This is a genomic window from Flavobacterium sp. PS2 (assembly GCF_046250155.1).
Classification (GTDB): domain Bacteria; phylum Bacteroidota; class Bacteroidia; order Flavobacteriales; family Flavobacteriaceae; genus Flavobacterium.
Genome location: NZ_CP176426.1, coordinates 5,322,000 through 5,337,875 on the forward strand (window position 1 = coordinate 5,322,000; position 15,876 = coordinate 5,337,875).

At 36.2% G+C, this 15,876-nt stretch carries 7 protein-coding genes; 3 read left to right on the top strand and 4 right to left on the bottom strand.

What is annotated here, in order from left to right; genetic code table 11:
• Positions 1–230: 230 nt before the first annotated feature.
• A complete protein-coding gene (locus ACJ6WR_RS22805) occupies positions 231–1,211 on the bottom strand; it encodes a GlxA family transcriptional regulator (protein WP_082001769.1) in 981 nt (326 codons plus the stop codon).
• Between the two features lie 138 nt (positions 1,212–1,349).
• Between ACJ6WR_RS22805 and ACJ6WR_RS22810 the strand changes: the two genes are divergently transcribed.
• From ACJ6WR_RS22810 to ACJ6WR_RS22820, 3 genes are read left to right on the top strand one after another with little or no spacing between them, the layout of a single operon-like run.
• Positions 1,350–1,757, top strand: coding sequence for a VOC family protein (locus ACJ6WR_RS22810; protein WP_039112063.1), 408 nt, complete (start codon positions 1,350–1,352; stop codon positions 1,755–1,757).
• A 10-nt stretch (positions 1,758–1,767) separates the two neighbouring features.
• Positions 1,768–2,181, top strand: a complete 414-nt coding sequence (locus tag ACJ6WR_RS22815) for a VOC family protein (RefSeq protein ID WP_409416622.1) — start codon at positions 1,768–1,770, stop codon at positions 2,179–2,181.
• A gap of 41 nt (positions 2,182–2,222) precedes the next feature.
• Positions 2,223–2,441: a DUF4287 domain-containing protein gene (locus ACJ6WR_RS22820; protein WP_039112061.1), complete on the top strand. Its 219-nt coding sequence runs from the start codon at positions 2,223–2,225 to the stop codon at positions 2,439–2,441.
• A gap of 90 nt (positions 2,442–2,531) precedes the next feature.
• Here ACJ6WR_RS22820 and ACJ6WR_RS22825 read toward each other — a convergent pair whose 3' ends face one another.
• Genes ACJ6WR_RS22825 through ACJ6WR_RS22835 form a run of 3 tightly spaced genes read right to left on the bottom strand, consistent with a single transcriptional unit; the run spans position 2,532 to position 15,868 of the window.
• Positions 2,532–4,460: an OmpA family protein gene (locus ACJ6WR_RS22825; RefSeq protein WP_409416623.1), complete on the bottom strand. Its 1,929-nt coding sequence runs from the start codon at positions 4,458–4,460 to the stop codon at positions 2,532–2,534.
• Positions 4,461–4,471: 11 nt separating this feature from the next.
• Positions 4,472–5,395: a type IX secretion system membrane protein PorP/SprF gene (locus tag ACJ6WR_RS22830; RefSeq protein ID WP_409416624.1), complete on the bottom strand. Its 924-nt coding sequence runs from the start codon at positions 5,393–5,395 to the stop codon at positions 4,472–4,474.
• Between the two features lie 21 nt (positions 5,396–5,416).
• Positions 5,417–15,868 carry a PKD domain-containing protein gene (locus ACJ6WR_RS22835; protein ID WP_409416625.1) on the bottom strand — a complete coding sequence of 3,484 codons (10,452 nt, stop codon included), beginning with the start codon at positions 15,866–15,868 and terminating at the stop codon, positions 5,417–5,419.
• Positions 15,869–15,876 lie beyond the last annotated feature (8 nt).

Sequence of the window (15,876 nt, forward strand, 5' to 3'; positions counted from 1 at the left end):
TACTTTAGCTCTCAGGAAGTTTTAGAAAATATGAAGTGGAATTACTCCATCGGAGCTCTGGAATTTAAAATGATATAAACTTATATCTTGATTAAGAATACATCTTGCGGACACGAAAAGAATTTCCGTGCTATCGGGTGTTATAAACATTGCCAACGGTTTTAACCGTTGGACCATAATGCATTATCGTAATCTATATCACACGGTTGAAACCGTGAGCTATATGAGTATTAATTAAGAACCATCTTATTGTACTTATTTCGGTATTCGATTGGGTTTAATCCTGTAACTTTTTTGAAAATACTACGAAATGCTTTGGTATCTGTATAACCTACATCGTACATCACTTCGTTAATATTCTTACGGCTGGTTTCAAAACTCTTTTTAGCAAATTCAATTTTCACTCTGTTTATATATTCTAAAACAGAATTATTGGTCGCGGCTTTAAATCGTCTTTCAAAACTTCTTCTGCCTAATAGCACTAGTTCTGCCAATTCATCAATTGTAATTTTCTCCTGAATATTATCTTCTATAAATTCCTGTGCTTGTTTAATTGCAGCATCATTATGATTTTTTTGTCCTTGAAACATTGCAAATGCAGCCTGGCTATCTCTATCTATATCAATAGCAAAATATTTAGATGCCAATATAGCAGTTTGTCTATCAGTATATTTTTCTACCAGATGCAATAACAAATTCCAATAAGAATTTGCTCCTCCACTAGAATAAATACGCAGTTCTTCAGTAATTATGCTTCCATCTACAACTTCTACTTCGGGAAACATTTCTCTAAACTCGTTTTGAAAACCCCAATGTGTAGAACATTTTTTATTATTTAATAAACCTGTAGATGCCAATAAGAATGCGCCAACACATAAGGAAGCTACTTCGGCTCCTTTATCATATTGTTCGTTTATCCAAGGTAAAAATTGTTGATTTAGAGCTATCGCATTCTTCATATCCCCAAACAATGCAGGTATTACAATTAGATCAGTCTTTGTAATATCTTTTAAAAGATGAGATGCATTTACAGAATATAATCCGTCATTTAGCTTTACTTCATTTTTTAAGCCAACTAACTGTACTTCAAACAGCGGTTCTTTACCAGATGAAACCATAAATTGGTTTACTGCCGAAAATAAATACTGAGGGTCTGCAATGGCTTGCAAAACAGAGCTTTCAGGAACAAGAATACTAACTTTTTTTATCATAGCTTTAATTTCTTACTATTTCAAAGATAAATATAGTTTGTCGCAAATCACCCTTTTGTTGTCATTTTTGTATATTCATATTCTATTATTTCTGTTCGATCTTTGTATTAATCAATTAACAATTAAAAAATTAGACAAATGGCTACGAAAATTTTTATCAATCTGCCTGTAGCAGATTTACAAAAGGCAATGTCCTTTTATTCAGCAATCGGATTTACAAATAACCCACAGTTTACAGATGAAACTGCTGCTTGTATGGTTTTGACCGAAGAAATCTATGTAATGCTTTTAACGCATTCAAAATTTAATGAATTTACCAAAAAAGAAATCGGTAATACTTTTAAAACCGCTTCTGTAATTAACTCTTTATCTGTAGATAGCACTCAGGAAGTGAATACAATGATCGATAAAGCCGTAGGAGCAGGAGGTAAGGAATCATCTGAAGCTAAAGATTATGGTTTTATGCAACAACGAAGCTTTGAAGATTTAGATGGGCATCTTTGGGAAGTTCTATATATGGATCTAACTAAATTTCCACAACAATAACACAATAAAAATGGTACAGCTTAATTCTTATTTAACATTTAATGGCAATTGCCGGGAAGCTATGACATTTTACAAAGCTTGTCTTGGTGGTGAACTCAAACTACAAACCATAGCCGACTCACCAATGGCAAAAGATTTGCCGCAGAAAATGAAAAAATGTATTTTGCATGCCACACTTAAGAGTGACTCTATTGTAATTATGGGATCAGATATGGCTCCAGAAAATTTAGTTAAAGGTAATAATGTTGCTATGATGCTTACTTTTAACACTGAAGAAGAAATAAGAAATGCCTATGCTTATCTGGCTAAAGATGGCGTTGCAACTCATTCTTTAGAAATGACTTTTTTTGGAGCCTTATTTGGTCATCTTACGGATAAATTTGGTTATCAATGGATGCTCTATTATTCATCTGCTAAAAATTAACTATCACTATAAATTGTATCACAAACTAAACCAACACGATTATGTCATTTCAAGCGTATATAGATAATATTAAAGCCAAGACTGGCAAAACACCAGCAGAATTTAAAGAACTGGCTGAAAAGAAAGGATTCCTGAAAGACGGAAACATTATTGAAACTGTAAAAGCCACCCAAATTACCAATTGGCTTAAAGAAGAATTTGAATTAGGTCATGGACATGCTATGGCAATCTACGCTTCATTCAAAGGGAAAACAGAATAAAATATTGTATAAAAGCAAAATAAAAAGAAGCTGTATCGATGAAAGATTTGATACAGCTTCTTTTTATTATAATATTTTTATTATTTTAAATTACATCTTAGTGATAATAAATTCACTACGTCTGTTTATTTGATGTTGTGCTTCAGTACAAGAAACTCCGTTTGAGCAATTATTAATAAGCTGTGTTTCTCCGTAACCAATTGCACTTTCGATTCTATCAGGGGCAATTCCTTGAGAGATTATATAATCTCTGGTTGATTTTGCTCGTCGGTCAGAGAGTTCAAGATTGTACTGATCATTAGCTCTGGAATCGGTGTGGGATTCTATCTTAATAATTATTGTTGGGTATTGACTCATTAATAAAACTACTTTATTTAATTCTATTGCGGCATCGTATCGGATATTCGATTTATCAAGATCAAAGAAAATAATACCAATTTTTATTTTTAATAAACCGTCTTTTCGTTCTATAAGAGCAGGGTCAAGGTCAATAGGAACTTGTATTACTCCTGAACTTTCGGCTGTTGTAATTGCTTTTGTATTCGTTGCAAAATTATCTTTTGCAGCTTCAATCGTGTAAGAAGTACTGCAAGCAATGTTTCCGTCAAACTCGTAACTACCATCAATTTTAGAAACTGTTTCATCAATTTTTTGATTTTCTTTGTTTTTAAGCGTAACAATGGCTCCCGCTATTTTAGCATTAGAAATAGCATCAAAAACATATCCTTTTATAGATTGTGTACAGCTTCTTTCGAAGGAATAAATATCATCATCGCCTTTGCCTGTTTTTCTGTTGGAACAAACAAAACCTTTATTGGTTTCTTCGTTTACGATATAACCAAAATCATCCAGATTGCTATTTAATGGAGCGCCAAGATTAACTGGCGTATTAAAAATTTCGTTGTTTAATCGGCTTTCAAAAACATCAAGTCCACCCAGACCCAAGAATCCATCAGATGAAAAATATAATGCTTTATCAGTTATAAAAGGAAACATTTCGCGTCCGCTAGTATTTACTTTTTCGCCTAAATTTTTAGGATTCGAATATTGATCTTCACCTAAAATATCGACAACAAAAACATCTGTAGAACCGATTGTTCCTGGCATATCCGAAATAAAGTATAGTTTCTTTCCGTCTTTACTTACTGATGGCTGCCCAACGGAATAGTTATCGCTATTAAAAGGAAGTTCTTTTACGTTTTCCCATTTTACAGTACCGTTTCCACTTTCTACTGCTTTTGCCGAATACATTTTTAAATTATTGATTCCTTTAGAATCTCTTTTCAGTTTTCCGTTATAATTATTTCTTGTAAAATAAATTGTTTTTTCGTCAGGCAAAAAAGCCACGCAAGCTTCATGATATTGTGTTGTAATTTCTTTCCCGAAACGTTCTTTAAAAGTCACATCAGTTTGTGTCGGGCTAATTTTTCCTAGTTGTAGGTTTAAAAACGGCTGGTCATTCCATCCGTATTTATCTGTTTTTAAATAAGAGGAATCTACGGTTGTAGAGTAAACTAAATCGCCTTTATAAAACATTGGTCCAAAATCGGAATAAGCCGAATTTATATCCAGATTTTCGAGTATAAACTGTGGTTTTATAGCTTTAATATCTTCAAGTGTTACTGTTTTTAGTGAGAAATTCTCGCCTCTGGAATCTGATGCTTTTTGTTTTTCAGAAAAGCTTTTCATCCATTTTTTAGCCAATTCATAATTCTGGATTCCTTGTAATGATTGTGCATAACGGAAATAATATTCAGATGAAACTTCATTTGAATAATCGGCAAGGAGCTTACCATACCATTTACTAGCATTTTCCATTTGCGTATTAAAATAATAAGCATCACCAACACGCTGCAAAATCTCTTTAGAAACGTCTCCATTTTTTATAGACATTTCATACGATTTTGCTGCTTCTATATAATACATTTTATCAAATAGAGCATCGGCAGTTTTGTTTTTCGTTTGCGAATAAACTAACTGCATAACTAATAATACAAGTATAATAATCGTTCTTTTCATATAGCATAGTATTAAAAGAATCTAGGCGATTTTAATCCTTTTTTGCGTGATACCAATTCAAATCTTAGCATAATTTCATGTGTGCCACTATTGTAATTTTGTAATTCGGTTGTGGTATAATCATACGCATAACCTACTAGTATTTGCGGTGATATTTGCAAAGAAACCAATCCGCTTACTGAATCTGAGGTACGATATGATGCGCCAAGAGTCAGACAATCGTTAAACATGAAATTGGCCGAAAAATCAGCAATTAATGGTGCGCCTGCAACGTACTTAAGCAAAGTTGCTGGTTTAAATTTTGTGTTAGCTGATAAATCAAAAACAATTCCACCAATAAGATATAAGTGCATGCGTTGGTTTACAAGATCATCCGCAATATCATCATAATCATATCGTTCCCGTGTCATAAAATTCGGAATTGAAAGTCCGATGTAATCTCTTTCTCCGTGCCAGTACAAACCAGCGCCAATAACGGGCAAGAATTTGTTAGTAATGTTTTCGCGAAACTGAGCATCAGGATCTCTATAACTTCCTTTTGTCCAATCGATATTTAATACTCGTCCGCCTCCTTTTATACCAAAAGATAATTGATGAGTTGGTCCTGATTGTATCGTATAAGAGAAATTAGCATCTATGTATTGTTCTTCCGAAGGTCCGATTTCTTCACTAATTACAGATAAGCCTAATCCTACGCGTTTTCCTAGTGGCGTATCTAAACTAAATGATGCCGTTTTTGGTGCTCCTTCCAGACCAACCCACTGGGTTCTGTATATTCCGGTTACAGCCAAATGTCCTAACGATCCGGCATACGCAGAGTTAACACTAAGCGTATTATACATATACTGTGTGTATTGCGGATCTTGTTGTGCCAAACCGCTAAATACAGATAGCATCGTTATGATGGTGAAAATCTTTTTTATATTTTGAATCATAGCCAATTTAATTTTGGTTATTTATTTTAAATAAAGCCATCCTGAGGTTTTAGCCGAACCATCTCCGAGATCAAGGATGTAGAAATAGGTTCCTTCTGGAAGCACTTTCGCAGATCCATCTGCTTTTCCATCCCAAGTATTATTATATCCTTTTTTATTGTAAATTAAATTCCCCCAACGGTTAAATATCTGAAGGCGATTATCTGGATATTGTGATATACAATCGATATAAAAAGTATCATTTTGTCCGTCGTCATTTGGAGAAAACTCATTGTAAATTTTCAGGCAATTAGGAGCAATCGTTGCAGTATCCTGATTGTTTGACGGATTGGTATCTATCTGATCCATTTTTATTAGACTTGCCGTATTTAAATAATCTTTAAAGTCTAATACTTTTACATTAATTGTCAATGTTTGAGAACTTCCTGCGTTTACGCTTGGTATTGTCCAGATTCCTGTTGAACTATTATATGCTCCCGATGTTACAGTAAAACTAGTTAATGAATATCCTTTTGGGAGAATGTCTTGTACCTCAACATTTGTAGCTGTTAAACCACCAAGGTTTTCTGCTGTGATCGTGAAGATTACCTCGCTGCCCATAGGAACATCTGTTTTATCAACTTCTTTATTTATTGCAATATCAGTTGATGGAATGTTTATGAATTCTGAATCTTCGTCGTCTTCGCTTTGATCTCCATTGTCGTTATTTGGTTTACTATCTGGATCAAACTGATTACTAGCTGTAACCTGAGCAATATTTTGATAATCGAAGCTATCAAGTCCATGCGGATTCTCGACTGTTACCTGATACGTTAGCGTTATTCCGCCAACAGGTACGGTTAAATTCACCCATTTTATGATGCTTTTGCTAAATACTCCTCCGTTATTGATGTTGGTAATATGGGATAATCCTATAGGAATCATATCTTCTACAGCAACTCCTGTAGCCGTACTTGGGCCATCGTTGTTGAGTTGTATGGTATAAGTTACGACTTCATTTACATTTGCATTTTTATTGCTGACTGTTTTCTCTAAACTTAAATCGGCAACAGCTACTTTAATTTGTAAACTATCATAATCATCTTCTGTAACAACTCCGTTATTTGGTGTAGAGTCAGGATCAGGCAGGTTACTAGCAATAATTTCGGTTGTATTTGTATATTCATCAGCAACTCCTGTCGGAGGGTTTACTTTAGTATATATATCAAGAGATTGTGTAGTACCATTAGCAACTATTCCTGTATTCCAAACACCTGTAATATAGTCGTAAAGACCACTTGTAGGACTGCTGGTTGTATACTCAAAACCAGGCGGTAATAAATCTTTAACTAATACGCCAGTTGCATCTGCCGGTCCATCATTGGTAACAGTAACTGTAAAAATAACTTGCGAACCCACATCATGAGTAGCATCTTGATTTAATGCTATTTTACTAATAGATAAATCAGCCATAACAATTACTGGTGTTACCGATATGCTATCATAATCATCTTCTGTAGTAACTCCATTACCTGGTGTACTATCTGGATCTAATTGATCTGAAGTCATTATCTCGGCAGTATTAAGATATTCATCTGTAGCTCCAGTTGGATTTTTTACATAAACATTAATTAACAAAGTATGGCTATTACCAGACAGAATCGTTCCTGGCGACCATATTCCGTTAACGCGATTATAACTTCCAGAGGTTACATTATAGAATACAAAATCATATCCTGAAGGCAAAATATCTTTTATTGTTACACCAGTTGCAGTACTCGGTCCTGAATTGGTTACTGTTACCGAAAAAGTAATTAGAGACCCTACATTAGGCGTAAGGGTATTATTAACGACTTTTTTATCTATCGAAAGATCTGCAACAGCGGAAACTGGAGTAAGTACGAGTGTAGAAATATCATCTTCGTTAGGATCATTATTATTTGGAGTACTATCCGGATCTAATACATTTGAAGCATAAACCTCGGCCGTGTTAGCATAATTACCAGTAGTATTTACTTTTACAGTAACAAATAAAGATGCCGAAGTACCACTAGAAACAGATCCTATATCCCAAATTCCTGTTGTATTAAGATATTGTCCCACTGTTGAGCTGTAGGTGATATATTGATATCCGCTTGGTAATAAGTCTATTACTTTTACACCAGTTGCTGTTTGTGGACCACTATTACTTACCGTAATTTCAAAAGTAACTGTTGAGTCGAATACAGGATTCAAATTACCTCCTAAAACAGTTTTTACAAGGGATAAATCGGCCATGGGACTAGTAGGAGTAACTACGGCTGTTGCATAATCATCTTCGGTTACAACACCATTATTAGGAGTTGAATTTGGATCTGGCAAACTACTTGCCGTTACTTCAGCAACATTTACGTAATTGCCTGTTGCATTTACAATGGCAGTAATTTGTAGCGTTTGTGAATCTCCATTTATCAAAGATCCAATATTCCATTTTCCGTTAGTCTTATTATAAGTTCCTTTAGTAGCTGTAAAACTGCTGTAAGTATATCCAGAAGGTAATAAATCGGTTACTTCAACTCCAGTAACATTCTGAGGTCCACTATTAGTTATGATAACCTCAAAAGTAACTTGATTACCAATTAACTGACTTAACTTATCTACAGTTTTAGTTAAAGATAAATTTGCAGCCTGATTTATTGGAATCGTAGTTGCTGTTGCATAATCATTCTCTGTAGTAACTCCGTTATTCGGGGTAGAATTTGGGTCGGGAAGACCTGCTGCAGTTACCTCAGTACTATTTATATAATTGCCTGTTAGGTTTACAGTTCCTGTTATTTGTAGGGTTTCTGATTTTCCGTTAATTAAATTCCCAACAATCCATAATCCTGTTGTTGAATTATAAGTTCCTGTAGAAACTGTAAATCCATTATATACATATCCATCTGGAAGCAAATCAGTTACCTGAACCCCAGTATTATCTTGCGGACCATTATTGGTCACTACAACACTAAATGTTACTTGTGAGCCAACTAAAGGTGTTGGATTATTAACTGATTTAGTCAAAGATAAATCCGAAGCTTGATTCGTTGGTGTAATCGTTGCCGTTGCATAATCATCTTCTGTAGGTATTCCGTTATTTGGGGTAGAATTAGGGTCGGGAAGATTTGCCGCAGTTACCTCAGCAATATTTAAGTAATCACCTGTTGTATTTACAGTTCCTGTTATTTGCAGTGTTTCAGATTTTCCGTTAATTAAATTACCAACTGTCCATAAACCTGTTGTTGAATTATAAGTTCCTGTAGAAACTGTAAATCCATTATATACATATCCATCTGGAAGCAAATCGGTTACCTGAACACCAGTATTATCCTGCGGACCATTATTGGTCACTACAACACTAAATGTTACTTGTGAGCCAACTAAAGGCGTTGGATTATTAACTGATTTAGTCAATGATAAATCTGAAGCTTGATTCGTTGGTGTAATCGTTGCTGTTGCATAATCATCTTCTGTTGCATCTCCATTATTAGGAGTAGAATCAGGGTCGGGAAGACCAGCTGCAGTTACCTCAGCAATATTTAAGTAATCACCTGTTGTATTTACAGTTCCTGTTATTTGCAGTGTTTCAGATTTTCCATTAATTAAATTACCAACTGTCCATAAACCTGTTACAGGATTGTAAGTTCCTGTAGAAACTGCAAAACTGTAATAAGTATATCCTGAAGGTAATAAATCGGTAACCTGAACACCAGTATTATCTTGCGGACCATTATTGGTCACTACAACACTAAATGTTACTTGTGAGCCAACTAAAGGCGTTGGATTATTAACTGATTTAGTCAATGATAAATCTGAAGCTTGATTAGTTGGTGTAATCGTTGCTGTTGCATAATCATCTTCTGTAGTAACTCCGTTATTTGGGGTAGAATCAGGATCGGGAAGACCTGCTGCAGTTACCTCAGCAATATTTAAATAATTGCCTATTAGGTTTACAGTTCCTGTTATCTGTAAGGTTTCTGATTTTCCGTTAATTAAATTACCAACTGTCCATAAACCTGTTGTTGAATTGTAAGTTCCTGTAGAAACTGTAAATCCGTTATAGGTATATCCTGAAGGTAACAAATCGGTTACCTGAACACCAGTATTATCTTGCGGACCATTATTGGTCACTACAACACTAAATGTTACTTGTGAGCCAACTAAAGGCGTTGGATTATTAACTGATTTAGTTAAAGATAAATCTGAAGCTTGGTTAATAGGGGTAGTGGTCGCTGTTCCGTAATCGTTTTCTGTTGGTATCCCATTATTTGGTGTAGAATTAGGATCAGGAAGATCAGACGCGGTTACTTCAGCAATATTTAGATAATCGCCTGTTGTATTTACAGTTCCTGTTATCTGCAGCGTTTCTGATTCTCCATCGATTAAATTACCAATTACCCATAATCCTGTTACAGGGTTGTAAGTTCCTGTAGAAACTGTAAATGAGTTATACGTATATCCATCGGGAAGCAAATCGGTTATCTGAACCCCAGTATCGTTTTGCGGGCCATTATTAGTCACTACAACTTTAAAAGTAACCTGAGAACCTATTACAGGCGTTGGATTATCAACCGATTTAGTTAAAGATAAATCTGTATAAGGCTGAATAGGAGTAATAAATACGCTATCTTCATCATCTTCAGTCTGATTACCATCATCATTATTTGGTGTACTATCAGGATCAGGCAAATCACTAGCTGTAACCTGAGTTATATTTAAGTAAGTACCTGTAGGCAATACTTTTGCATCAAGAATAAGAGATTCTGAAACTCCTGTATCAATGCTACCAACATTCCATATACCAGTACTATCATCATAAAGACCAGCTGATGAACTATAATTTGTAAATTCATAACCAGAAGGCAACAAATCTATTACCTGAACGCCAGTTGCATTGTTTGGCCCACTATTAGTAATAATAAGTTCAAAAGAAATCTGAGTTCCTATAAATGGACTTGAATTCCCAGCAACTACATTTTTAATCAAAGACAAATCTGCAGATGGACCAATAAAGATAATTTGCGCATTAGCTTCATCATCTTCACTCTGATCTCCATCATCATTATTCGGTGTACTATCAGGATCAAGTAAATCACTTGCAGTTACCTGAGCCGTATTTAAATAATTACCTGTAGGGTTTACGGTTGCTTTAAATGTCAAATTTGTAGAAGCACCGTTAGCCAATATTAAGTTTTTCCACTCTAGTTTTGCACTTGCTACTTCATATAATCCGCCATTAGATACTGATCCCGGAACTAAAGTATAACCAACCGGAATAACATCTTGTACGTTTACTCCAGTAGCATTTCCTGGACCTTTATTTACAAGAGTGAGGGTAAAATCTACTACATCACCAGCTGCCGCACTTGTAGGCAATACTGTTTTGCTAAGTTCTAAATCTGCCAGTTTTAAAGTTATTGCGGCATCATCCATATCGTCCTCAGGGAGTCCGTTACCAGGAGTACTGTCAGGATCTAGTTGTCGTGCAGTTTGAATCTCGGCAATATTTATATAATTGGCTGAGCTTGCCACATTAACCTTTGCCGTAATTTGAAGCGAGATAGAATTCCCATTATTAAGGTTTCCAACATTCCAGATACCTGTAGCATTATTATATTTACCAGCACCATTATCGCTCACATAAGTATATCCTGGAGGTAATTTGTCCAGAACAGTTATTCCGCTGCCATTATTAGGGCCACTATTGGTAACACTTATAGTAAATATTACATTATCATTGATACTCACTACTGAAGGCGATACTGATTTGGCAAGCGATAAATCGACAATGTCTAGTATTATAGCTGCTTTATCCTGATCGTCTTCTGATGGGATATGATTATTTGGTGTACTATCTGGATCAAATTGATTTGAAGCTATAATTTCGGCAACATTTACATAAGATCCTGTTGAATTAATAGTAGCTTGAAAAGTTAAGTTTAATCTGCCTCCATTAGGAATCATTAAGCCATACCATGAAATTGTATTATCACCAATATTATATTGCCCAGCCAGATTAGCAGAACCTGGCACTATAGTATAACCAGTCGGAAGGAAATCCCGAACTGCTACACCAGTGGCATCGACAGTACCACCCAGTGAATTGTTATTAAAAACCTGAATATTAAAGGTTACAATATCACCTGCGCTTCCTTTACCAGGCGTAACTGATTTGGTTAATTCTAAATCAGCAACAGCAAGAATAGTTATGGTAACAGTATCTATAGAAACAGCACAATTGCCATTAGTTACTGTCCATTGTAAAACATAAGTTCCTGATATAGTTCCAGCAATAGCAGTTGTTGGAGATGTTTTATCATCAAATCCAATAACTGTTGGGCCAGAAACCTGACTCCAAACTCCTGTTCCTACTGTTGGTGGAACTGCATTTAGATTTACTGGCGAAAATTGCGGAATTGTCTGGTCTGGTCCAGCATTAGCCGTTGAAGGCAATTCATATATCGTAACTTTTACAGAATCCTGAGAAATACATCCATTTAAATTAAGAGTTGTTACAGTCCATAAGAATTCATACGTTCCGGGAATCAATCCTAACATTAAGGAATTTTCATTATTTGGCGATGCAATATTGGCCGTATTGGGACCACCAGGTACTTGTGTCCAAGTTCCTAAACCTGAAGTTACAGCCACTGCATTCATAGTGGCAAGACTAACATCGCATAACTCTTGATCGGGTCCTGCGTTTGCTATAGAAGGAGGGATGTCATTAAACGTTATCTGAACAGTATCTGAGGTAGGCTGGCATAAAGACGGATTACTAAATGGGCCATTTGTTACTGTCCATGTTAAGATATACGTTCCTAATGTAGTTATATTAGATAATGTTGTTACGGGGCTATTTGGACTGTCGATTACTACGTCTCCGCCGGATGGATCGTCGGTAGGGCTTGCAAAAGACCAAGTTCCGATACCTACTGTTGGTGGCACCGCGGCAGTTTTATACGTTGTTTGACAAGCTGCTGCATCATCAGGACCTGCGTTTGCTATACTTGGCACAGCATTCATCTCTATTCGAACAATATCTGATAAGGTACGGCAACTATTGCTTTCGAATACCCACTCTAAGATATAAAGTCCGGGAACAGTTAAACCTGAAACGGTACTATTGGGAGCATTAGGAGTATCAATAACGGCAACACTTCCTGAAGGCTGAAAAGCAAAACGCCACTGGGCTAAAGAAACATCAGGAGGTGAAATGTTTCCATTTAAAGATGTAATTCCTCCAACATCCTGAATACATAAAATTTGATCTGCTCCAGCATTAGGATCAACACTAGCTCCACTAAAAATATCAATATTTACAGAATCTGATGATCCGGGACAAACCGAACTATCTGGATAAGTAACAGGATCGGTCATATAAGTAAAAACATAACTGTTTCCGGGTACAACAGTAGCATTGGCAATGTAACTGTCTGGCGGAGATTGCGTAATAATTACATCATTTACATTTCCGGTTGTACTAGTAAGAACCCATGTTCCTGTAGAGTTATTATTTCCTATAAGTTGTATACTGCTTACATCACAAAAGGACTGATCAGGTCCAGCATTGGCTGCAGGAGCAACTACAACAGTCATATCATCAAAACTACCAGTACATAGATAAATATTTTTTGCCAAAATAGTCCATCTAAAAATATAAGTACCAGCAACAAGTCCATTAATTACAGTGTTTGGATTAGATGGATTTAGAATATTTGGTTGATTAGGAGCTCCAGAGAGTAAAGTCCATTGTCCGCTTTCAAAAAAATCATCATAATTATTTCCAACCATAGTAACACTCGTGTTACTACAAATATATTGATCTGGTCCTGCTACGGCAGTATGAGGAGGAATCCCGATTGATACGGTTACATCATCAAAGGCGACACCACAAACATCTGCATTTATAGTCCATCTAAAAATATAATAGCCGCTGTAAGTAAAAGTAAATACAGCATTTGGATCATGTTCATCGCTTATGCTATAGTTTCCAGCACCCGAAATTCTTGTCCAGGTTCCAATTCCGCCACTACTGGCTGTTGCAGCCATGGTAATGGTGTTACCGCATATTTCCTGATCAGGTCCTGCATTTGCTGCTGGAGGAGTATTTGCTATAGTTACAGAAACGCTGTTTTTATTGGGTTCGCATAGTCCGCTTACCGTTTCAATAGACCATGTAAAAACATAAGTCCCATTTCCAGGAACAGTTACCATCGTATTAGGATCATTTGGATTAGCAATTACAACTCCTATCGTAGGAGTTACAGTCCAGGTTCCAGATTCTGATAGCGTAGGCGTATTACCTCCTAGATTAAAAGTACTTGTACCAGAAGGATAACAAGCATCTGGGCCTGCATCAGAGTTTGACGCAGCCTGAGAGTTATTTGTAGTAATTGTAACTGTATCAGAAATAGATGCACTACAGGATGGACCAGGATGAAGATAAGATATCGTCCATTGAAATACATATGCAGATGAAACTGTAGCAAAACCTGTAGCAACAGCATTTGGATCATTAAGACTAGAAAATATAACTATATTGGGCCCACCTATCTGAACCCATTCTCCAATTTCACCACTTTGTGGGGGTGAACCAGCCATAGTGACTTGAGAGCTAGCACACACAATTTGATCAGGTCCCGCATCAATTGTTCCAAGAGCACTTGCAGAAACATATATTGTTACTGAGGCTACAGAAAAACCACAGGTTGCACCACCACCTTTTGTTATATATTGAAAAACATATGTTCCGGGAATAAGTCCGCTTATTTGTGTATCGACAGCAAAAACATCTGCAATAGTTGCGGTATTAGGACCACTTAACTGACTCCAAAAATGCATTCCATCATCTGTTACCACTCCAGATAACATTGCTGTGGTATCACCACAAGGCAAACTTACGTCAGAACCAGCGTTAGAAGGTGTTGGAGCTCCAGAAACCAGAATAGTCAGCGTGTCAAATCCGAAATCACAATTAACAGGAGATCCATTTTGGCTCCTGATAAATTCAACGCTATAATCTCCAGATGAGGTTAGGGTTAGGGTTAAAGAATTCCCAATATCTTGTAACGCAGTAGGGAATGGGCCTAATGGAGAACCGCTCGGGCCACTTACAATCCTGTACTGATTTACGCCTGTTCCTGTAACTGCAAGAGGAATGGTAAATACGGTTGCATTACAACTACCCACCATATCCTCACCATTATTAGCCAAAATGGTTCTTGTTGCGCCATTATATTGTACATTATAATCTTTGGTAAAAACACAACCTGTATTATTATTGGTTAGCGTATATCTAAAAGTATAAGGATTTCCTGCACTTGATATATTAGTTACCAATGTTGTAGAATTAGTTGGCGAAACAATGACAGCACCAGGATCTCCTGCAATCTGTGTCCATTGTACAGTTTCGCCAGTATACAAAGGTGTTTGTGCTATAAGTGTAACCTGAGTAATACTATTATTACAGAAGTATATATTTTCATCTCCGCCCGGCAAAGTAGTTACATTTTGCGTTGCAGCAGGAACAGTAATCGTAACCAAATCATTTCCAGACGCACAGGATCCTGTAACAGACCATCTAAAAGTATAGATTCCCTGAACAAGATTTGATATTTGAGTTTTATTTGAGTTTGGACTATCAATAGTAGGAGTATTAGGACCACTTACAAATGTCCATACACCTGCTTGCCCATTTATATTACATCCTCCATAAGAACCTGTAAGTTCTGTAGTTTGTGTTGTAGTATAACAATTGCTTAGGGTTTGATCTGGACCAGCAGTAACTGGAGTAACACCACCATAATTAGTCACTGTAATTTGCGATGTAGTTCGGCATCGTTGCCCTGGCGAATATTCCGGTCCTTCTATAACCCACTCAAGCGTACTGGTACCACAACTAGTTTGAGGTAACGTAATGGTTGATGTAGGTAGGTTTGGAAAATTAATTACAACTCCAGCACTATTAGCACCAACTATATCCCAAAATCCTGTTTCTCCAGAATTTTTTGGTGCATTTGCCATAATCGTAAGTGTTCCGTTACTATTAGGGCAGCTTGATATATTATTGCCAGCGTTGGCAATCGTGATTGGTTGCACATTAACAACTTTATCCTGATAGGTTGCAATTCCGTCAGCGCAAGTGGCGCTATACCTAAAAATATAAGTGTTACCACCTGTGTAACCACCTACAGTTGTTGTGGGGCTATTAGGAGAATCTATAACTACAGTGGGGCCCGATATTTGAGTCCATAACACATTTCCTGTAATAGGAGATGGTGTGTTTCCAGCAAGGATTAAATCGTCTGTTGCACATATAGTGACATTAAGTACACCTGCGTTTACAGAACAGTTTTGTCCATAAGACCTCGTAGTAAAAGAAACAATTACAAGTGAAATAAAAATTAGTTTCCTGAAAAAAAACTTAAATAGTATAGATTGTTCCATAGACATTCTGGATTGAAAGGTGGACATGAACAATT

Bases quoted from the DNA above. Each gene is read 5' to 3' on its own strand.
- ACJ6WR_RS22830 (WP_409416624.1), bottom strand. From the start codon at position 5,395: ATGATTCAAAATATAAAAAAGATTTTCACCATCATAACGATGCTATCT.
- ACJ6WR_RS22805 (WP_082001769.1), bottom strand. From the start codon at position 1,211: ATGATAAAAAAAGTTAGTATTCTTGTTCCTGAAAGCTCTGTTTTGCAA.
- ACJ6WR_RS22815 (WP_409416622.1), top strand. From the start codon at position 1,768: ATGGTACAGCTTAATTCTTATTTAACATTTAATGGCAATTGCCGGGAA.
- ACJ6WR_RS22810 (WP_039112063.1), top strand. From the start codon at position 1,350: ATGGCTACGAAAATTTTTATCAATCTGCCTGTAGCAGATTTACAAAAG.
- ACJ6WR_RS22825 (WP_409416623.1), bottom strand. From the start codon at position 4,460: ATGAAAAGAACGATTATTATACTTGTATTATTAGTTATGCAGTTAGTT.
- ACJ6WR_RS22820 (WP_039112061.1), top strand. From the start codon at position 2,223: ATGTCATTTCAAGCGTATATAGATAATATTAAAGCCAAGACTGGCAAA.
- ACJ6WR_RS22835 (WP_409416625.1), bottom strand. From the start codon at position 15,868: ATGTCCACCTTTCAATCCAGAATGTCTATGGAACAATCTATACTATTT.